Below are 18234 nucleotides of genomic sequence, written 5' to 3'. Positions count from 1 at the left end.
AACGCCTCCGCAGCTGGCACCGCATGGATTCCCGCCTGCGCGGGAAGGACGCTCAGACGTTGCGGGTGTAGTCGGTGACCCACTCGATCGCCGCCAGCTGGATTGCGTACAGCTCGGCCGGGGTCAGCTGCAGCTGGTGCAGCATCTGCGCCAGCAACTGGCCGTCGCGGTTGCGCTCGAGGTGCTCGATCAGGCTCAGCATGCTGCCGTAGTCGCCGCTGCGGTGCAGCAGCGCGGCGCGCACCTCGTCCAGCACGTTGACGCTTTCCAGCACGTCGCGCATGTGGATGGAGAACAGCGTATCCATCAGCGACATCACGCCCACCGTGAAGCCGATGTCGGCGCTGACGCGCTGCCCCGGCCGCAAATGCTCGACCATCAGCTCCAGCGTCTTGCCGCGCGTGGTGGCCAGTTGCAGCAAGGGCGAGGTGAATTCCTGCGCTCCGCCGTTCTTCACGTACAGCAGGATCTGCAGCCAGCGCCTGAGCTGGCGCCGCCCCAGCACCATCAGCGCGTGGCCGACCGAGTTGATGCGGTAGCGCGCGCCCACCGCCGGCGTGTTCACCAGCCTCAGCAGATTCAGGGTGATCAGCGCGTCATGCTTGACGCTGCGTTCGATCTCGTGGCTGCTGGCGTCGGTGTTGAGCAGGTCCAGCAGGTGCAGCACGCTGCGCTGCGAGGGCGAAATCTTCTTGCCGCTGAGGATGACGGGACGCGCGAAATAATAGCCCTGGAAATATTCGAAGCCCAGCTCCATGCATTGCTGGAACTCCTCCATCGTCTCGACCTTTTCGGCCAGCAGCTTTTGCTTGGGGTTCTTCAGCACGCGCGTCAGCGCCGGCAAGGTGCCGGGCTGCATTTCCTTGATGTCGACCTTGATGACGTCGCACAGCGGCTGGAATTTTTGCACGTCCTCGGACTGGCCGATCACGTCGTCCAGCGCGAACTTGAAGCCGGCCTGCTTCAGCTCGCGGATGCGGTCGAGGATTTCCGGCGTGGCCTTGACGGTCTCCAGGATTTCCAGGATGACCTTGTCGTTCGGCAGAAAACGGATGAAGTCGCTCATCAGGCCGATGGCGTCGACGTTGACGAAGGCCATCTGGTCGCCCACCACGTGCTCCATGCCCAGCTCGGAAGCGTGGGCGATCACGGTGGCGGTGGCCTCGGCGTCGTCGGTGACGCTGGCTTCGTTGCGGGTGCGGGCGTCGCGAAAGAGCAGCTCATAAGCCACCAGCCGCTGTCCCCGGTTGAGGATGGGCTGGCGCGCGAGAAAGAAATTATCGGCTAGCTTGGATGGCATCGTGGACGGCGCGATCATCATGGGAAGCTCCCAATCCGCAATCTGCTTTATTTCGGGTTGCCGTCTCAAGCGGCAATCCGCTAATCACCAGACTATACCCAGCTATACCGTCCTGACAACATTTTTCTAGCGCGTAACGGGCCGCCGCGCCGCATTGTTGCGCGCAGCCGTCGGTTTGCCGCTCTCCAGCGTGAAACGGGCGCCGCTATCCTTGCCCAGCACCTTGACCAGGTAGGGCATGACCTGCTTGAGCATCGGCTCCAGCGTGTACGGCGGATTCAGGATGAACATGCCGCTGCTGTGCAGGCCGAAGCCGTCCGGCATCGGCGTGTTGGTGGTCAGCACGACGTTGAGCCAGTCGCTGCATTGCAGCTGCTTGAGCTTGTCGGCGAACTGGCGCGACTCCATGCGCTGCAGCAGCGGATACCAGACCGCGTAGGTGCCGGTCGGGAAGCGCACCAGTGCTTCGGCCAGCGTGTCCTTGACCTTCTTGTAGTCCTGCTTGTCCTCATATGGCGGATCGATCAGCACCAGCGCGCGGCGCGACGGCGGCGGCAACAGCGCCTTCAGCGCCTGGAAGCCGTCGCCGCGGGTGACCAGCACGCGCTTGCCGCGGGTGGTCGGGCGGATGCCCTGCTGCGCGGCGTGCTCGTCGAGCTTGCGGAAGTTATCGGCCAGCAGCTTGGAGTCGGCCGGATGCAGCTCGAACAGGCGCAGGCGGTCCTGCTCGCGCGCGACCTGGTCGGCGATGTAGGGCGAACCGGGGTAGTAGCGCATCTTGCCGCTGGGGTTCATGGCGCGCACCAGGTCGACGTATTCCTTGAGCGGCGCCGGCATGTCGGTGCGCTCCCACAGCGGGCCGATGCCGGTGTCGTACTCGGCGTTCTTGGAGGCGAAGGTGCCGTCCAGCGCATAGACGCCGGCGCCGGAATGGGTGTCGATATAGCTGTAGGCGGTATCTTTCTGATTCAGATACTGCATCAACTGGATGGTCACGAAATGCTTCAACACATCGGCGTGATTACCCGCGTGAAAACCGTGGCGGTAACTCAACATAAGCTTGGTACTTCCTAAATGAGATGGTGCGGAACAATCCGGCATTATCCACTAGAAAGCGTGCTCCGCCAAAAAAGCGCCCATATCGTTTACGTCAAAGCGTGCACCAGCATGGTGACTAAGATGGTAGAGCCGGGCTGCATCCGCAGGCGCGGCGATCTTTCATGGAGGAGATTATGGCATTCAATAACGTAGGTCCGCTGACCTTCCTGGCGCCGGGGCAAACGGCGTTCTGGAGCTACAGCTACCCCAGCGACCATGGCACGCAGTTCGCCTCGGCCGACGTCAAGGCCCCCAACCTGGGCGCGGTCCACATGGCGGACCAGCAAAGCAAGCGCAAGGAAAACAACGGCAACGCCACCTATTTCGTCCAGATCCACAACAAGGGCATAGGCGGCGCCTTCCACAACCTGCAAGGCGGAGGCATGGTATGAAAATGACGATCATTACGGACGACCAGAACAACATTCTGGGCGCAGTCCAAGGCCACTCGCTGACCGACAAACAGGGTCAGGTGGAAGCCAGCGTGTCGTTCGCGCCCGGCCACTCCACCCACATGCTGGAGGTTGACGACGACCTGGGCACCATCAACGACATCGACGACTTCCAGGGCCGCCTGAAGCAGCACCTGGACCAACATCTGGCCGGCAAGCCCTGAGGCAGCAACGCGGCGCAAGCAAGCTGCCTTGCGCCGCGTCTCCCCGCTCAGGCAACCTTCTTATCGAAAAATTGTTCGTCCTCGGTCGAACCATGCAGCGCGGTGGTCGACGACTGGCCGTTCTGGATGCACTGGGTGACCGCGTCGAAATAGCCGGTGCCGACTTCACGCTGGTGCTTGACGGCCGTGAAGCCCTTCTCGGCAGCGGCGAATTCCGCTTCCTGCAATTCCACAAAGGCCGACATCTGGCGCCGCGCATAGCCGTGCGCCAGGTTGAACATGCCGTAGTTCAGTGCATGGAAGCCGGCCAGCGTGATGAACTGGAACTTGTAGCCCATGGCGCCCAGTTCCTTCTGGAACCTGGCGATGGTGGCGTCGTCCAGGTTTTTCTTCCAGTTGAATGAAGGCGAGCAATTGTAGGCCAGCATCTTGCCGGGGAAGCGCGCGTGCACGGCTTCGGCGAACCGCTGGGCGAAGGCCAGGTCGGGCTTGCCGGTCTCGCACCAGACCAGGTCGGCGTATGGCGCGTAGGCCAATGCGCGCGAGACCGCCTGGTCGATGCCTGGCCTGACCTTGTAGAAGCCTTCCACAGTGCGCTCGCCGGTGCAGAACGGCTTGTCGTTGTCATCCACGTCCGAGGTCAGCAGGTCGGCCGCCTCGGCGTCGGTGCGGGCGATCACCAGCGTCGGGGTGCCCATGACGTCGGCCGCCAGGCGGGCGGCGGTCAGTTTTTCCACGGCCTCGCGCGAGGGCACCAGCACCTTGCCGCCCATATGGCCGCATTTCTTGACCGACGCCAGCTGGTCTTCGAAGTGCACGCCGGCGGCGCCGGCGTCGATCATGGATTTCATCAGCTCGTAGGCGTTCAGCACGCCGCCGAAACCGGCTTCCGCGTCGGCCACGATGGGCGCGAAGAAATCGATGTCGTCCTTGCCTTCCGACCACTGGATCTGGTCGGCGCGCTGGAAGGTGTTGTTGATGCGCTTGACCACCATCGGCACCGAATTGGCCGGGTACAGCGACTGGTCGGGATACATCTCGCCGGCCAGGTTGGCGTCGCCGGCCACCTGCCAGCCGGACAGGTAAATCGCCTTCAGGCCAGCCTTGACCTGCTGCATGGCCTGATTGCCGGTCAGCGCGCCGAGGGCGTTCACGAAAGGCTCGTTATTGACCAGGTGCCACAGTTTTTCCGCGCCGCGCTTGGCCAGGGTGTGCTCGATCTGCAAGGAGCCGCGCAGGCGCACCACATCTTCGGCGCTATAGGTGCGGGTCACACCCTTCCAGCGGGGATTGCTGTCCCAGTCTTTTTGCAAAGCTGCGATTTGCTGTTCACGAGTTGCCATGGTGCTCTCCTATTTAAAAACGAAATCCGTTAAATAAATAGTAGCCCTCTTTGCGCCATGCGCCAATAGTCTTATATAAGACACATAACTCAATATTATTCGTTTAAAATCAACAACATAAACACAATTTTTTATGATACGAAATGAAATTTCTTAAAATGGGAGAGATGAACGTATCCACCAGTCATTCATTTCCGCATTGTGAAATGGATGTCTCGCCAGATGAAAACCCGCGAAGCTCAGGCAAGCATCTGCTGCGCCACCAGGATGCCGTCGGCATCGGCATAGATCCAGTCGCCGGGCTGCACCGGCACGCCCTGGATATGCACCCGCACATTGCGCTCGCCGACGCCCTTCTTGCCGCTTTTTTGCGGATGGGCGGCCAGCGCGCGCACGCCGATCTCGCAGGAATTGATCTCGTCGGTGTCGCGGATGCAGCCGTCGACGATGATGCCGGCCCAGCCATTGTCCTGCGCGAGCAAGCCCAGCTGGCCGCCGACCAGCGCGCGCCGCAGGCTGCCGCCGCCGTCGATCACCAGCACGTTGCCGCCGCCCTGGGTTTCCAGCACCGCGCGCACCAGCGCATTGTCCTCATGCACCTTGAGCGTGGTCACGCGGCCTGAAAAACGCCGCTGCTTGCCAAAGTGCAGGAACACCGGGGGCAGCACGGCCAGACGGCCGTCCTCCAGCAGAGTGGCGTTGTCGTCGCATAAATCAGTGGTTGCAAAGCTCATGGTGGTCCCGTGCGTTGGATTAAGGTAGCAAGGATTCTATGCTGTTTTGGGCACGCCCACCATGCGGGTCTTGCCGCCGACGCCGATCGCGGTCAGTATCACCAGCGCCTGGAACACGGCAATACCGATGAACACGCCGGCGGGATGATGGCCGTCCATCAGCGCACCGAACAGCAACGGCCCCAGCGCCAGCCCGCTGTCCAGGCCGGAATACACGACGCCAAACACGCGGCCGGTGGCGTTGGCCGGCGCCGCGCCGCGTATCATCAAATCGCGCGACGGCCCGGCAATGCCGGTCACCAGGCCGATCAGCCCCATCAGGACAACCGCCAGCCAGGCCGGCAGCACGGCGGCGGCCAGGACTAGCGCCAGCAGCGCCGCCGTGCCGAACGCCAGCATGATGATGCGGTCGTGATGACGGCTGCCGGCACCCAGGAAGCCGCCGTACAGCATGCCCGCCGCCGAGGCCAGCATGTAGGCGGTATAGGCCGTGGTGGCCCACGCCAGCGACATGCCGTACAAGCTCACCAGGCTGGTGGCGGCAAAGCTCTGGATGCCGGCCAGCGCCACCGCCGAGATCAGGAAGAAGGCAAAGCACATCCACACCACCTGCAGCCGCAGGAAGCTGAACGCACCACTCCTGCCGCCCGCAGCAGCAGCCGCCGTCGCCGCGACCGGTTCCGCCCGCAGCGCATGGCGGTTCCAGACCAGCAGCGCCAGCACCGCCAGCGGCAGCAAGGCCGCGCTCAGCAGCGCCGTGCGCCAGTCCGTGCGGCCGGCCACGAAGGTCAGGAACAGGGGCGAAACCGCCCAGCCGATATTGCCGCTGATACCGTGCACCGAAAAGCCGTGTGCCAGCCGCGCCTTGGACACCCGCTGGTTCAGCAAGGTGTAGTCGGCCGGATGAAACACGCTGTTGCCGCAACCGGCCAGGACAGCCCCCAGCATCAGCTGCGCGTAGCTGTGCGCGCCGGACAGCATCACCGCCGACAAGCCCAGCAGCGCGATGCCGCTGAACAGCACCGTGCGCGCGCTGTAGCGGTCGACCACGAAACCGGCCATCGCCTGCCCCACGCCGGAGACGGTGAAGAACACCGTCATCAGAAAGCCCAGTTCGGCATAGGAAAGATGGAATTCCGGCTTCAGCCACGGAATCAGCGCCGCCAGGATCACGTGGTAAAAATGCGATGTGCCATGCGCCAGCCCGACCAGGCCGATGACCCTGGCGTCCTGCCGCAGCAACGATGTGTGGTTCATGCCGGCTCTCCGTTTCAAAAAAAGAAAGGACAGTGTAAGCATTTGCCGCCAGACCGATTTAAGATAGCGGGTCAACATTTATCGAAAATCCGCCATGCCGATACCAGTCGTCACGCATACGCAATTCAACTGGCACTGCGACTTTCCCACCGAGGCCAGGCCGCTGACCATGTCCGGCCGCGACCTGCCGGCCGACGCCGTGCTGCTGCCGCACCACCATCCGTGGGGCCAGTTCACCTACGCGATGCAGGGCGTGATGCGGGTGACGGCCAACCACAGCAGCTGGATCGTGCCGCCGCAGCGCGCCGTCTGGATCGCGCCGGACATCGAGCACGCGATCACGGTGCTGGAGCCGACCCGGCTGCGCCCGCTGTGCGTGCACGCCAGCCGCTCGCCCTTCCCCGACGCCTGCAAGGTGGTCGAAGTGTCCAGCCTGTTGCGCGAGCTGATGGCCGCGCTGGAGCAGCACGACCAGGCCGAGCAGTCCGGGCGCGAGCAGCTGCTGGCCGACATGATCCTCGACGAACTGCCGCGCTGCGCCGGCCGTGCGCTGCGCGTGCCGCTGCCGCACGACAAGCGCCTGAAAACCCTGTGCGACGCGCTGATCGCCGATCCCGGCGCCGAGCACACGCTGGAGGGCTGGGCCGGCCGGGTCGGCGCCTCCGAGCGCACGCTGACGCGCCTGTTCGAGCGCGAGCTGGGCATGAGCTTCAGCCAGTGGCGCCAGCAGGTGCGGCTGGCGCACGCGGCGCCGCTGATCACGCGCGGCGTGCCGCTGTCGCAGGTGGCGGCGCAGCTGGGCTATGCCAGCCAGTCGGCCTTCTCCGCCATGTTCAAAAAGACCTTCGGCAGCACGCCGACAGCTTTTTTTGCTGAAAGATAGATAAACGGTCAAGTTTTCGGTCAATGCACCGTTAACGTTGTCTTGGACGAAAGTACGGTACATTAGTGGAAATTCAACAACTGGAAAAGCGGTATCGCATGACGGACGTGTCTCTCTTCTCGAGCGAGCAGATCGCAGCGCTGCTGGCCGCGCTGCCGGACCCGGCATTTATCCTGACGCGCAGCGGCGTCTACGCCGCCATCTTCGGCGGCACCGACGCCCGCTACTACCATGACGGCAGCACGCTGGTCGGCAAGCGCATCGCCGAGGTGCTGAACACCGAGAAAGCGGCATGGTTCCTGGCGCAGATCGCCGTCGCGCTGGCCAAGAAAGGCTTGCACGTGGTCGAGTACCGGCTCGACCGCAAGGATGTGATAGGCCTGGACAGCGACGGCCCGGAAGACACCATCTGGTTTGAAGGCCGGCTGCAGGCGCTGGAATACCAGGTGCTGGGCGAGGATGCCGTGCTGTGGGTGGCCAGCAATATCACCGCCAGCAAGAAACTGGAGGCGCTGCTGCGCATGCAGAGCGAGACCGACTCGCTGTCCGGCCTGGCCAACCGCCGCAAGCTGATGCAGGCGCTCAGCGACAACCACGAGCGGCACGCCCGCTACAAGACACCGGCCTCGGTGCTGATCTTCGACATCGACCACTTCAAGGACATCAACGACAAGTATGGCCACCTGAGCGGCGACAAGGCGATCCAGACCACGGCCGAGGTCTGCCGGCACGAGCTGCGCAGCACCGACTTTCCGGCCCGGCTGGGCGGCGACGAGTTCGTGATCCTGATGCCGCACACCAGCTGGGAGCAGGCGGTGCCGATCGCCGAGCGGCTGCGGCTGCGCATCGCGGAACAGTTGCGGGAGCTGGGCACGCTGGGCAGCGGCGCCACCATCAGCGGCGGCCTGAGCGAAATGCTGCCCGGCGATACCTCAAGCGAGGACGTGTTGAAGCGGGCGGACGATGCGCTGTACCGCGCCAAGCGCGACGGCCGCAACCGCATCGTCCACCACGGCGCCTAGCGCCGCGATCAGCTGAAGCTCAACTCGCCATTCACGGCGTCGACGTGGATGGTGTCCTTGGGGCCGAAGCGGCCTTGCAGGATCAGCTTGGACAGCGGATTTTCGATCTGCTGCTGGATCGCCCGCTTCAACGGCCGCGCGCCATACACCGGATCGTAGCCCGCCTCGGCGATCTTGTGCAGCGCCGCTTCGGTGACGGACAGCGTCATCTCCATCTTGGCCAGGCGCTGCTCCAGGATCGCCAGCTGGATCTTGGCGATGGCGCCGATGTTCTTCTCATCGAGGCCGTGGAACACCACAATCTCATCGATACGGTTGATGAACTCCGGCCGGAAGTGCGAGCGCACCTCGGCCATCACCGCCAGCTTGACCACGCCCGGATCGGACTCCTCCATCGCCTGGATCTTGTGCGAGCCCAGGTTGGAGGTCATGATGATGACCGTGTTCTTGAAGTCCACCGTGCGGCCCTGGCCGTCCGTCATGCGGCCGTCGTCCAGCGCCTGCAGCAGCACGTTGAACACGTCCGGGTGCGCCTTCTCCACCTCGTCGAGCAGGATCACGCTGTACGGCTTGCGGCGCACGGCCTCGGTCAGGTAGCCGCCCTCGTCGTAGCCCACGTAGCCGGGCGGCGCGCCGATCAGGCGGGCCACCGAATGCTTCTCCATGAACTCGCTCATGTCGATGCGTATCATCGATTCCTCGGTGTCGAACAGGAAGCCTGCCAGCGCCTTGGACAATTCCGTCTTGCCGACCCCGGTCGGCCCCAGGAACATGAAGGAGCCGTACGGACGGTTCGGGTCCGACAGGCCCGCGCGCGAACGGCGGATGGCGTCGGAGACGGCGTCGATCGCCTCGTCCTGGCCCACCACGCGCTCGTGCAGCTTCTCCTCGATGTGCAGCAGCTTGTCGCGCTCGCCCTGCATCATGCGCGACACCGGGATGCCGGTCGCGCGCGACACCACCTCGGCGATTTCCTCGGCGCCGACTTCGGTGCGCAGCAGCTTGGGCTTGGCGGCCTCGCCGGCGTTCAGGTTGGCGCTCTCGGCCTGCTTGAGCTGCGCCTCCAGCTCGGGCAGGCGGCCGTACTGCAGCTCCGACACGCGCTGCCAGTTGCTCTCGCGCGTGGCCTGCTCCATCTGCAGCTTGATGCGGTCGATCTCTTCCTTGATGTGGGTGCTGCCCTGCACCACCGCCTTCTCGGCCTTGAGGATTTCCTCGTAGTCGTTCAGCTCCCGGCCCAGCTTGACGATCTCCTCGTCGATCAGGTCCTGGCGGCGGCGCGAGGCCTCGTCCTTCTCCTTCTTGACGGCTTCCTTTTCGATCTTCAGCTGGATCAGGCGGCGTTCCAGCTTGTCCATCACCTCCGGCTTGGAATCGATCTCGATCTTGATCTTGGACGCCGCCTCGTCGATCAGGTCGATCGCCTTGTCGGGCAGGAAGCGGTCGGTGATGTAGCGGTGCGACAGCTCGGCCGCGGCGATGATGGCGGCGTCCGAGATGGCGACCTTGTGGTGCAGCTCATACTTGTCCTGCAAGCCGCGCAGGATGGCGATGGTGGCCTCGACCGACGGCTCGTCGACCAGGATCTTCTGGAAGCGGCGCTCCAGCGCGGCGTCCTTCTCGATGTACTTGCGGTACTCGTCCAGCGTGGTCGCGCCAACGCAATGCAGCTCGCCGCGCGCCAGCGCCGGCTTGAGCATATTGCCGGCGTCCATGGCGCCATCGGCCTTGCCGGCGCCGACCATCGTGTGCATCTCGTCGATGAAGACGATGGTCTGGCCCTCGTCCATGGCCAGCTCCTTGAGCACCGCCTTCAGGCGCTCCTCGAACTCGCCGCGGTACTTGGCGCCCGCCACCAGTGCCGCCATGTCCAGCGACAGCACGCGCTTGCCCTTGAGCGAATCGGGCACCTCGTTGTTGACGATGCGTTGCGCCAGGCCTTCGACGATGGCGGTCTTGCCGACGCCGGGTTCGCCGATCAGCACGGGATTGTTCTTGGTGCGGCGCTGCAGCACCTGGATCGCGCGGCGGATCTCGTCGTCGCGGCCGATCACGGGATCGAGCTTGCCGGCGCGGGCGCGCTCGGTCAGGTCCAGCGTGTATTTTTTCAGGGCTTCGCGCTGGCCTTCGGCCTCGGCGTTGTCGACCTTGGCGCCGCCGCGCACGGTGTCGATGGCCGCCTCCAGCGATTTGCGGACCAGGCCGTTCTCGCGCGCCAGCTTGCCGGCGTCGGACTTGTCCTCGGTCAGCGCCAGCAGCACCATCTCGCTGGAGATGAACTGGTCGACGCGCTTTTGCGCCTCCTTGTCCGCCAGGTTGAGCACGCCGACCAGCTCGCGGCTGGCCTGGACATCGCCGCCGGTGCCGGACACCTTGGGCAGGCGCTCCAGCGAGGCGCCCAGCGCCTTGCTCAGGCCGCCGACATTGACGCCGGCGCGCTGCAGCAGGGAGCGCGCGCTGCCGTCGTTCTGGTTCAGCAGCGCGGTCAGCAGGTGGACCGGCTCGATGTATTGATTGTCATTGCCCACAGCCAGACTCTGCGAGTCCGACAAGGCTTCCTGGAGTTTGGTGGTGAGTTTGTCTTGCCGCATGGAATTGCTCCGATCAATTTAACTTATCGCATACATAGGGATATGCGATCCGTTTTCAAGGAGACACCTTTTAAATACACAAATCCATGACCTGCATCAATTACGGCACGGTGCTCCATTTTTTCAAGGCGTCATCGTCGCTGACGCGGGCGTCCACCCAGCGCGCGCCGGCCGGGGTTTGCTCTTTTTTCCAGAACGGCGCTTCGGTCTTCAGGTAATCGATGATGTACTCGCAGGCGGCGAACGCCTCGCCGCGGTGCGCCGACGTCACCGCCACCAGCACGATCTGCTCCATCGGCTTGAGCGGCCCGACCCGGTGGATCACCAGCGCGCCGAACACCGGCCAGCGCTGGCGCGCCTGTTCGATGATGGACAGGATGGATTGCTCGGTCATGCCGGCATAGTGCTCCAGCTCCATCTCCGCCACGCTGGCGCCCTCGTTCAGGTCGCGCACGGTGCCGACAAACGTCACGATAGCGCCAACCTTGGGATCGGCGGCGCGCAGTTGCGCCAGCTCGGTGCTCAGGTCGAAGTCCTCGGTCTGGATGCGGACCTGGCAGCGATCGCCCCCGCTCATGCACGCTCCGCAGCGCCGATGCGGCGGAACAGCTGTTCGATGCGGCTGGCGGTGCGGTCGTCGGCCAGGGCCGGCATCGCGCACAGCTGCAGGTAGGCGGTGCCGGCGCTCTGCGGCTTCTGGCCGGACTTCAGCGACGATTGCAGCACCTCGACCTGCATCTTCAGGCGCTCGCGCGCGAACTCGGCGCCGCTGTCGACGCCGGCCACGATCTCCAGCCGCAGCACCTCATCGAGCAGCTTGGCGCGGTTGCGCTCCAGCTGCTCGGCGTAGGCGCTGCGCTTGCCGTCCAGCGCGCCCAGCGCCGCGTTGAAGCGGCCGTGCAAGGCGCGTTCGTACTCGGCGGCCAGCGGCGGCAGCGCCGACCAGCGCGCCTGCCAGTCCGCGCCATCGATGGCCGCGCCGTCGGCCGGCGCGCCGATCGCGCTTTCCAGCGCCTGGCACAGGCGCAGCTTGTCGCGCAGCGCGTTGGCCTGGGCGGCGCCGGCGCGGCGCTTGATCGCATCGGCCTGGCCCTGCACCGCTGCCACCGCCGCCTGATAGCGCTGCGTGATGCGCGCCTCGGACGCGCGCGGCACCGCACCGGACGCATGCCAGGCCGCAGCCGTGTCGCGCAGCAGCTTGGTGATGGCCGCCAGCTGCGCCTTGTCCTCGCCGCTGAAGGTGGCCGTTTCCAGCTCGTTGCACAACGCTTCGCGCGCGTGCAGGTGGGCCTTGCGTTCGTGGTCGGCGGCGTGCGCGGACTCCTTGCGCTTGGCGAAGATCGCATCGCAGGCGGCGCGGAAGCGTTGCCACAGCGCCTGCTCGGCCTTGCGCTCCAGCGGCAGCGCCTTGGCCTGCTCCTGCCAGCGTTCCTGCAGGCGGCGCAGATTGTCCAGCGTGTGACGGTCGCTGGCCTGCATCTGCTCCGCCTCGGCGATCAGCTGCTCGCGTTTGGCGGTTTCAATCTTGCGCTGTTCGGACAACGGCGCCAGCATCTGCGCCAGCGCCTTGTCGAAGGCTTGATCGAGCTTGCGCTTTTCCTTGCGGTCGATGGTGCCCAGGCGGCCCCACATCTGGCGCAGGCGCTGGCCGGCGGCGGCCACGTTCTTCAGGTCCGCGCCCTCGCCAGCTGCGGTGGCGGCCATGTTGCGGGTTTCGTCGATCAAGGCCTGCGCCTTGGCGGCGTTGGCATGGCGCTCGTCGGCCAGTTGCTTGAAGTGGGCGGCGGCCGGCGCGTAGGCGGCGGTGCAGGCGCTGTCGAAACGCTCCCACAAACTCTTGGGTGCGTGGCCGGATACCGCGTCCAGCGACTTCCAGCGCTCGCGCATGCTGCCGACCTTCTTGGCCAGCTCGCTCATCGCCAGGCCCAGCGCGGGCAGCTCTTCCACGGCCTTGACCAGCTCCTCGCGCGAGACGTTGCCGCCCCAACGGGCCCAGTCGCCCAGACGCTTCAGCTCGGCGCGGACGTGGTTCAGGCGGTCGGTCTGGGCCGGCGTCAAGCGGGTCTTGTGCTCCTTGAGCCATTTGTCGTGATCGGCGGCGGCATGCAGCAAGCCCTGCGCCAGCGCGGCTTCCATCGCGTCCAGCGTTTCGAGGAATTTCTTGTCGGTTTCCCTGGGCGCGGCCGGCTTCTTCGGCTCGCGCGCGGCGGGCGCGGGGGCGGCGGCTGGTGCGGCGGCCGATGAGTCAGCCACAGGCGCGGCTTCCGGCACCGCGGCCGGACGCTGGCTGGCGGCCGTCAACGCGGCGCGGCTCTGCTCCAGCGCCTGCGCGAAATCGCTCAGCAGATGCTTGGGCAAGGCGTTGTGTTCGGGCGCCTGCTGGTATTCGGCCTGGGCGGCGGCGTGGCGCTCCAGCGCCTGCTGCGCTTGCTCGGCAGGTAAGCCGGCGGATGGCAGCTGGCGCACGGCCGCCATCGCATCGATGATGGTCCGCTGCAGATTGACTTGCGCCTCCAGCCGCGCAGCCAGCGCGGCGCGCGCGGCGGCGTACGGCTCGGCCAGCGCCGGCACGGCGGCGGTGACTTGCCATTGGCGATCCAGGTCGGCCACTTGATTGGGGGTCAGCTTCTCATCCTGCAACAGGCGCTGGGCCTGGTCCAGGCAGGCTTGCGCCTTTTGATGCTCGGCCTGCTGATAGCGGATCGCATCCAGCCGTCCCTGCATCAGCTTGGCGACGCGGCGGTCGGTATTGCGCATCGCCTGCAGCACCTGTTCCAGCCGGGCCTGGGACTGGACATGCTCGGCGGCGGCCAGGCGCACGCCGGCGAATTCGCTATGCAGGATCAGCTCGACGGCGGCGGCCTCGTCGCCCGCCAGCGCGGCGGCCCGCTGGGCCTGCTCCTCGCGGCGGCCGGCCGATGCGGCGGCGGCTGCGCCCTGGTCGAGAGTCGCCACGGCGGGCTGTTGATCGGCCGCCTGGTCGGTAGTGCGCTTGAAGATGAAATCGAACATGGTGCGCTATGAGATGGCTAAAACCACCATCATAGCAAAGCGAGGGGAATTTGCCCGATGCGTATGCTATTTGGGCGGCTATTTCATCGCCGGCAACTGCCGGGTCGATCGGACCTGAGGAGCCGGCGCCGCTTGCGCCTCGCTTTCCTCGATGCTTACTATCGGCAAAACCTGCAAGCCGGGGATGCTGATCTGGCCGTCGTCCACCGTGCGGACTGCACCGGCCAGGTTGCGCGCGGCCACCGCCTTGGGCTTGGCCGCCTCGACCGACTCCACCGGCGTCATGCCGGCACGTTTCATTTCTTCCAGATGCTTGTCATGCATCATCAATTGATTCGCAATGGAAAACCACGTCTCGCCGGCGATGGCGTTGCGGGCGATGGCGAACAGTTCCTGCTCTTCCTTTTCCAGCCGCTTCAGCAGCGACGCGCAAAACGTCTCGATGCTGTCGCAAATCAGGTTGACCTGGTCGTCGCGCACTTCGGCCACCGAACCCAGCTTGTCTTGCAGCATGCGGATCGACAACAGTGCCGCCTGGTTCAGGCGGTTGAGCTCCTCCAGCAGCTGGTCGGCGCGCTCGGTTGCCTCGCGCAGCGCGGGGATCAGATACATCTCGGTCTTGCGCCAGTGGCAGGCCTGGTACAGATTGTTCAAATTCTCGCAGGCATATTCCAGCTGCGACAGCGTGATGCTGTTCTGATGCATCAGTGTCGAGCGCACATACTTTTGGAACGATAACAAACTGAGGCGGACACTTGCGTGTTCCACCGACAGTGCTACCAGAGTATATGTGGCAGTTAACATTCTGACTCCCAAAACTGAAGTTGCGCGCGCCCGGGCGGGCGGCAAGAGCGGAAGTGAAAGTGTAAATAAAGCCGACAAACACGCTTTGAGCTAGAACAAACCAAGGCCGCAGCGCTATACCTATAAATATATAACAACCCGGCCGCGAATGCTATCGTAACGACAATTGCAGGCGCACCATACCTGCTTCAGGATGCGGCAAAACCACGCCGCCGAAATGGCGCACCAGTTTTTGCACGCCGAGATTTTCCGACAAGGCGTCGCCGACGATTTCCGCCGTGCCCCGGCTGCGGAAATAATCGACCAACTTCTGGAACAGGATGTAGCCCAGTCCCTGCCCTTTCAAATCGGAACGCACGATGATGGCAAATTCAGCGGACTGATTGTCCGCGTCGGCCACGGCGCGCACCACGCCCAGCGTCTCCGGCTCGCCGGCGGGGCCGTTGCGGGTGGCGATGAAGGCCATCGCGCGGTCGTAGTCGATCTGCGTCAGGCGCGCCAGCTGCGACGGCGGCAGCTCGCGCATGGCGGTGAAGAAGCGCAGCCGCACATCGTCCGGATCGAGCGCGGCGAAGAACACCTGGTGCTGCGGCGCGTCCTCCGGCCGGATCGGCCGCAGCAGGATGCGGCCGCCGCGCCAGTCCAGCTCCTGCTCCAGCTCCAGCGGGTAGGGGCGGATCGCCAGCGCACTGTCGCTGCGGGCCGGCGCCAGCCGCACGCGCGCGGCCAGCGCCACCACGCCGCCGCCAAGCGCCAGCAGCGGATTGAGATCAAGTTCCGCCAGCTGCGGCAGGTCGGCCACCATGTCGGCCACCTGCACCAGCGTGCGGCACAGCGCGTCGGCGTCGGCGGCGGTCTGGCCTTGCGCCAGCAGGCGCGCCACGCGCGTGCGGCCGACCATGTCGCGCGCCAGCACCATGTTCAGCGGCGGCAGGCCGGCGGCGCGGTCGGCCGCCACCTCCGCCGCCAGGCCGCCCTGGCCGAAGAACACCACCGGCCCGAACACCGGATCGGTGGCGATCTGGATGCGCGCCGCGGCCAGCGTGGCGCCGGTCAGCGCGGCCTGCTGCGGCGTGGCCAGCGCGATGCCGTAAGCCGACAGCAACTCGCGCGCGTCCTTGTGGGACAACTCGCTGCGGCCGGCCGCCAGCACCGCGACCACCAGCGTCTGCGCCGCCGCGCGCTCCGGCGCCGCAGTGGCGGGCAGGCGCGCCGGCACCTCCATCAGCAGATCCTGGTTGCGCCGGTACTGGGCGATCTGCAGGAAGCCGTGGATCGCCTTTTCCGGCGTGTCGTAAGTGGGCAGGCCGGCGTCGGCGAACACCTGGCGCGCGGCCGCCACCGAGCGTCCGCCCAGCCAGCAGGACAGTACGTTCTTGCTAGCGTTGCGCATCAGCGGCGCCACCGCCTCGGCGATCTGGTTGCTGGGCACCATGGCGGTGGGCGCATGCAGGAACAGCAGCGCGTCGGCCTGGGTTTCGCCCAGCAGCGCCTCCACCGCGCCGGTGTAGCGCTCGACCGGCACGTCGGCCAGCAGGTCGACCGGATTGGTCAGCGGCGCCTCGGCGCGCTTCAGCAGGCGCAGGGTCTCGGCCGACAACGGTGCCAGTTGCGCGCCGCCGCACGCCAGCGCGTCGGCCGCGATCAGGCCCAGGCCGATGCCGTTGGTCAGCACCGCCAGCCGCTCGCCACGTTGCGGGCGCTGGCGCGCCAGCGTCTCGACGGCGTCGAACAGGTCTTCGGTGGAATGCACGCGCAGCATGCCGGCGCGGCGGATCGCGGCGTCGAACACCAGGTCGGCGCCGGGGGCGGCGTCGCGCCCCACCTTCAGCACGATCACCGGCTTGCCGCGCGCCGCCAGCCGGCCGGCCGACATGAACTTGCGCGCGCAGCGGACGTCCTCGATGCACAGCAGGATGGCCTCGGTCTCGGTATCGCCGGCCAGGTAGTCGAGCAGGTCGCCGAAATCGACGTCGGCCCCCTCGCCCATCGTGACGAAGCGCGAGAAGCCGATGCCGCGCAGGCTGGCCCAGTCCAGCACCGCCGTGCCCAGCGCGCCCGATTGCGACACGAAAGCCAGCTTGCCGGGATCGGCGGCGATGTGGGTGAAACTGGCGTTAAGCCCCGACAGCGGCGATTGCAGGCCGACGCTGCCCGGCCCCAGGATGCGCAGCAGGTGCGGCTTGGCCGCGTCCAGCATCGCCTGCTGCAGGCTGCGGCTGCCGGCGCGGATGTCGGCCAGCCCCGCCGTCATGACGATCGCGGCGCGGGTGCCGCGCGCGCCCAGCTCCGCGACCAGGCCCGGTATGGTCGACGGCGGCGAACACAGGATGGCCAGGTCGGGCGCCGCCGGCAGGGCCGACACCCTGGCGTAGCACGGCATGTCATGCAGCATCTGGTGCTTGGGATTGAGCGGCCAGAGGGCGCCGCCGTCGCGGCCAAAGCCGGCTTGCGCCAGGTTGGCCAGCACGCGCGTGCCGATGCGCTGCGGGTTGTCCGACGCGCCGATCACCGCCACCGAGCGCGGTTGGAACAATCGATCGAGATTCCTGATGCTCATGGCGGCCCTGTCTTTTTACCAGCGTGATGCGTGGTCCTCGGTCACGCCCATCATCTGCGTGACCATGCGTTTCGGTTGATCGGGCGCGCTGCGCACCCAGCCGGTGAAGGTGCCGATCGGCTGCAGATAGCGGCTGGCCGCCACCACCAGGTTCTTATTGTCGCGGCGCGCGCCTTCCGGCGTGAAGTACAGCTCCAGCAGATCGTCCTCGGTGAAGATGTGCCACTGCGACAGCAGGTCGCTGCTGTCGTAGATGAAGTGCACCGGCGCCAGCGCGTGCACCTGGCCGTCCAGCCACAGCGCGTTCTCGTTGCCGCCGAAGTAGCCCGACTGCAGATTGAAGCCCATCTCCAGGTCGTGCGCCGAGGCCCAGCGCCAGGCGGTGTTACGCGCCAGCAGGCCGTTGGAATAATCGAAGCTGGCGACGCCGCCGGCCAGGTTGTAATCCTCGCGGAAGGTGCGCACCTCGCCGCTCAGCGGCAGGCCGGACGACTTCTGCGTCGCATGCACCGAGCCTTGCGCCACCGGCCCGGTGGCCAGCAGCAGCGGCGAAGCGCCGGGGCCGAATTCGGCGTCGATCTCCAGGTAGTCGCAGCGCAGCGTCAAGCCGTAGCTGCCGTCGTCGCGGCTGTCGATGGCGATGCTGCTCTTGCGCGTCTTGAAACTGCTCGACGCGCCGGCATGGTCGGCCAGCCGCGCCGACAGGCCGGGCAAGCCGTCCTGCCCGAAGTTGGCCAGCATGTCGCTGTCGCTGCGGTCGAAGGCGTAGGCGAAGGCGGTGCTGGTCCAGCCCAGGTCGACGATGGCCACCGCGCAGAAGATCTGCTCGGTGCACAGCGCCACGTAGTGCCAGCGCTTGTGATGGAAGCGGCGCCACAGGCGGTTGCGCGCAAACGGCGCGGCCAGCTGGCTCCAGTCGATATGACCAACCTGGCCGGCGTAGCGGCCGAACAGCGGCTGGCCGTCCGGGCCCAGCAGGCTGGCGGGGGCGGCGGGCAAACTCATTGAACTCCC

General features: G+C 65.9%; 15 protein-coding genes. 4 read left to right on the top strand and 11 right to left on the bottom strand.

The window, feature by feature from the left end; genetic code table 11:
* Positions 1–52: 52 nt before the first annotated feature.
* Together ACEN9O_RS19540 and ACEN9O_RS19535 are read right to left on the bottom strand one after the other, a co-directional pair.
* The gene (locus ACEN9O_RS19540; RefSeq protein ID WP_495613485.1) at positions 53–1321 is read right to left on the bottom strand and encodes an EAL and HDOD domain-containing protein; all 1269 of its coding nucleotides are present in this window, start codon (positions 1319–1321) and stop codon (positions 53–55) included.
* Positions 1322–1426: 105 nt separating this feature from the next.
* Entirely contained in the window at positions 1427–2356 is a 930-nt protein-coding gene (locus ACEN9O_RS19535; RefSeq protein WP_495613484.1) for a 23S rRNA (adenine(2030)-N(6))-methyltransferase RlmJ, read from the bottom strand.
* A gap of 176 nt (positions 2357–2532) precedes the next feature.
* On the opposite strand from ACEN9O_RS19535, the gene ACEN9O_RS19530 reads away from it, so the two are divergent.
* Both ACEN9O_RS19530 and ACEN9O_RS19525 read left to right on the top strand, forming a co-directional pair.
* Complete coding sequence (locus ACEN9O_RS19530) at positions 2533–2790, top strand: hypothetical protein (protein WP_492923629.1); 258 nt, start codon at positions 2533–2535, stop codon at positions 2788–2790.
* Positions 2791–2792: 2 nt separating this feature from the next.
* Entirely contained in the window at positions 2793–3014 is a 222-nt protein-coding gene (locus ACEN9O_RS19525) for a hypothetical protein (protein ID WP_495613483.1), read from the top strand.
* Positions 3015–3061: 47 nt separating this feature from the next.
* Here the strand turns inward: ACEN9O_RS19525 and aceA are convergent, their stop codons facing one another.
* The 3 genes from aceA to ACEN9O_RS19510 all read right to left on the bottom strand — a co-directional run bounded on the left by aceA (position 3062) and on the right by ACEN9O_RS19510 (position 6348).
* The gene (gene aceA, locus ACEN9O_RS19520; RefSeq protein WP_495613482.1) at positions 3062–4357 is read right to left on the bottom strand and encodes an isocitrate lyase; all 1296 of its coding nucleotides are present in this window, start codon (positions 4355–4357) and stop codon (positions 3062–3064) included.
* A 239-nt stretch (positions 4358–4596) separates the two neighbouring features.
* Positions 4597–5091: a ribonuclease E activity regulator RraA gene (rraA, locus tag ACEN9O_RS19515; RefSeq protein ID WP_495613481.1), complete on the bottom strand. Its 495-nt coding sequence runs from the start codon at positions 5089–5091 to the stop codon at positions 4597–4599.
* A gap of 36 nt (positions 5092–5127) precedes the next feature.
* Entirely contained in the window at positions 5128–6348 is a 1221-nt protein-coding gene (locus ACEN9O_RS19510) for an MFS transporter (RefSeq protein ID WP_495613480.1), read from the bottom strand.
* 94 nt (positions 6349–6442) lie between these two features.
* Between ACEN9O_RS19510 and ACEN9O_RS19505 the strand changes: the two genes are divergently transcribed.
* Together ACEN9O_RS19505 and ACEN9O_RS19500 are read left to right on the top strand one after the other, a co-directional pair.
* Entirely contained in the window at positions 6443–7231 is a 789-nt protein-coding gene (locus ACEN9O_RS19505; RefSeq protein WP_495613479.1) for an AraC family transcriptional regulator, read from the top strand.
* A gap of 98 nt (positions 7232–7329) precedes the next feature.
* Positions 7330–8253 carry a GGDEF domain-containing protein gene (locus ACEN9O_RS19500; RefSeq protein WP_495613478.1) on the top strand — a complete coding sequence of 308 codons (924 nt, stop codon included), beginning with the start codon at positions 7330–7332 and terminating at the stop codon, positions 8251–8253.
* Between the two features lie 8 nt (positions 8254–8261).
* On the opposite strand, the gene clpB is transcribed toward ACEN9O_RS19500, so the two are convergent.
* The 6 genes from clpB to ACEN9O_RS19470 all read right to left on the bottom strand — a co-directional run bounded on the left by clpB (position 8262) and on the right by ACEN9O_RS19470 (position 18225).
* A complete protein-coding gene (gene clpB / locus ACEN9O_RS19495) occupies positions 8262–10844 on the bottom strand; it encodes an ATP-dependent chaperone ClpB (protein WP_495613477.1) in 2583 nt (860 codons plus the stop codon).
* A gap of 100 nt (positions 10845–10944) precedes the next feature.
* Positions 10945–11421, bottom strand: coding sequence for a molybdenum cofactor biosynthesis protein MoaE (locus tag ACEN9O_RS19490; RefSeq protein ID WP_495613476.1), 477 nt, complete (start codon positions 11419–11421; stop codon positions 10945–10947).
* Positions 11418–13856: a DUF349 domain-containing protein gene (locus ACEN9O_RS19485; protein WP_495613475.1), complete on the bottom strand. Its 2439-nt coding sequence runs from the start codon at positions 13854–13856 to the stop codon at positions 11418–11420. Before ACEN9O_RS19485 ends, ACEN9O_RS19490 begins: the two co-directional genes overlap by 4 nt.
* Before the next feature lie 78 nt (positions 13857–13934).
* Complete coding sequence (locus ACEN9O_RS19480) at positions 13935–14561, bottom strand: hypothetical protein (protein WP_495613474.1); 627 nt, start codon at positions 14559–14561, stop codon at positions 13935–13937.
* Positions 14562–14811: 250 nt separating this feature from the next.
* On the bottom strand, positions 14812–17220 hold the full coding sequence (locus ACEN9O_RS19475; protein WP_495613473.1) for a bifunctional acetate--CoA ligase family protein/GNAT family N-acetyltransferase: 2409 nt from the start codon (positions 17218–17220) through the stop codon (positions 14812–14814).
* A gap of 15 nt (positions 17221–17235) precedes the next feature.
* Entirely contained in the window at positions 17236–18225 is a 990-nt protein-coding gene (locus tag ACEN9O_RS19470) for a DUF2804 domain-containing protein (RefSeq protein WP_495613472.1), read from the bottom strand.
* Positions 18226–18234: the final 9 nt, after the last annotated feature.

The sequence above is a fragment of the Duganella sp. Dugasp78 genome (genome assembly GCF_059491455.1).
Note: the sequence above shows the minus strand (reverse complement) of the source record. Positions and strands in the feature narration are given on the sequence as shown.

Coding starts and splice junctions, on each gene's coding strand:
- ACEN9O_RS19505 (WP_495613479.1), top strand. CDS start 6,443: ATGCCGATACCAGTCGTCACGCATACGCAATTCAACTGGCACTGCGAC.
- ACEN9O_RS19480 (WP_495613474.1), bottom strand. CDS start 14,561: ATGCATCAGAACAGCATCACGCTGTCGCAGCTGGAATATGCCTGCGAG.
- rraA (WP_495613481.1), bottom strand. CDS start 5,091: ATGAGCTTTGCAACCACTGATTTATGCGACGACAACGCCACTCTGCTG.
- ACEN9O_RS19470 (WP_495613472.1), bottom strand. CDS start 18,225: ATGAGTTTGCCCGCCGCCCCCGCCAGCCTGCTGGGCCCGGACGGCCAG.
- aceA (WP_495613482.1), bottom strand. CDS start 4,357: ATGGCAACTCGTGAACAGCAAATCGCAGCTTTGCAAAAAGACTGGGAC.
- ACEN9O_RS19490 (WP_495613476.1), bottom strand. CDS start 11,421: ATGAGCGGGGGCGATCGCTGCCAGGTCCGCATCCAGACCGAGGACTTC.
- ACEN9O_RS19485 (WP_495613475.1), bottom strand. CDS start 13,856: ATGTTCGATTTCATCTTCAAGCGCACTACCGACCAGGCGGCCGATCAA.
- ACEN9O_RS19475 (WP_495613473.1), bottom strand. CDS start 17,220: ATGAGCATCAGGAATCTCGATCGATTGTTCCAACCGCGCTCGGTGGCG.
- ACEN9O_RS19535 (WP_495613484.1), bottom strand. CDS start 2,356: ATGTTGAGTTACCGCCACGGTTTTCACGCGGGTAATCACGCCGATGTG.
- clpB (WP_495613477.1), bottom strand. CDS start 10,844: ATGCGGCAAGACAAACTCACCACCAAACTCCAGGAAGCCTTGTCGGAC.
- ACEN9O_RS19540 (WP_495613485.1), bottom strand. CDS start 1,321: ATGATGATCGCGCCGTCCACGATGCCATCCAAGCTAGCCGATAATTTC.
- ACEN9O_RS19500 (WP_495613478.1), top strand. CDS start 7,330: ATGACGGACGTGTCTCTCTTCTCGAGCGAGCAGATCGCAGCGCTGCTG.
- ACEN9O_RS19530 (WP_492923629.1), top strand. CDS start 2,533: ATGGCATTCAATAACGTAGGTCCGCTGACCTTCCTGGCGCCGGGGCAA.
- ACEN9O_RS19510 (WP_495613480.1), bottom strand. CDS start 6,348: ATGAACCACACATCGTTGCTGCGGCAGGACGCCAGGGTCATCGGCCTG.
- ACEN9O_RS19525 (WP_495613483.1), top strand. CDS start 2,793: ATGACGATCATTACGGACGACCAGAACAACATTCTGGGCGCAGTCCAA.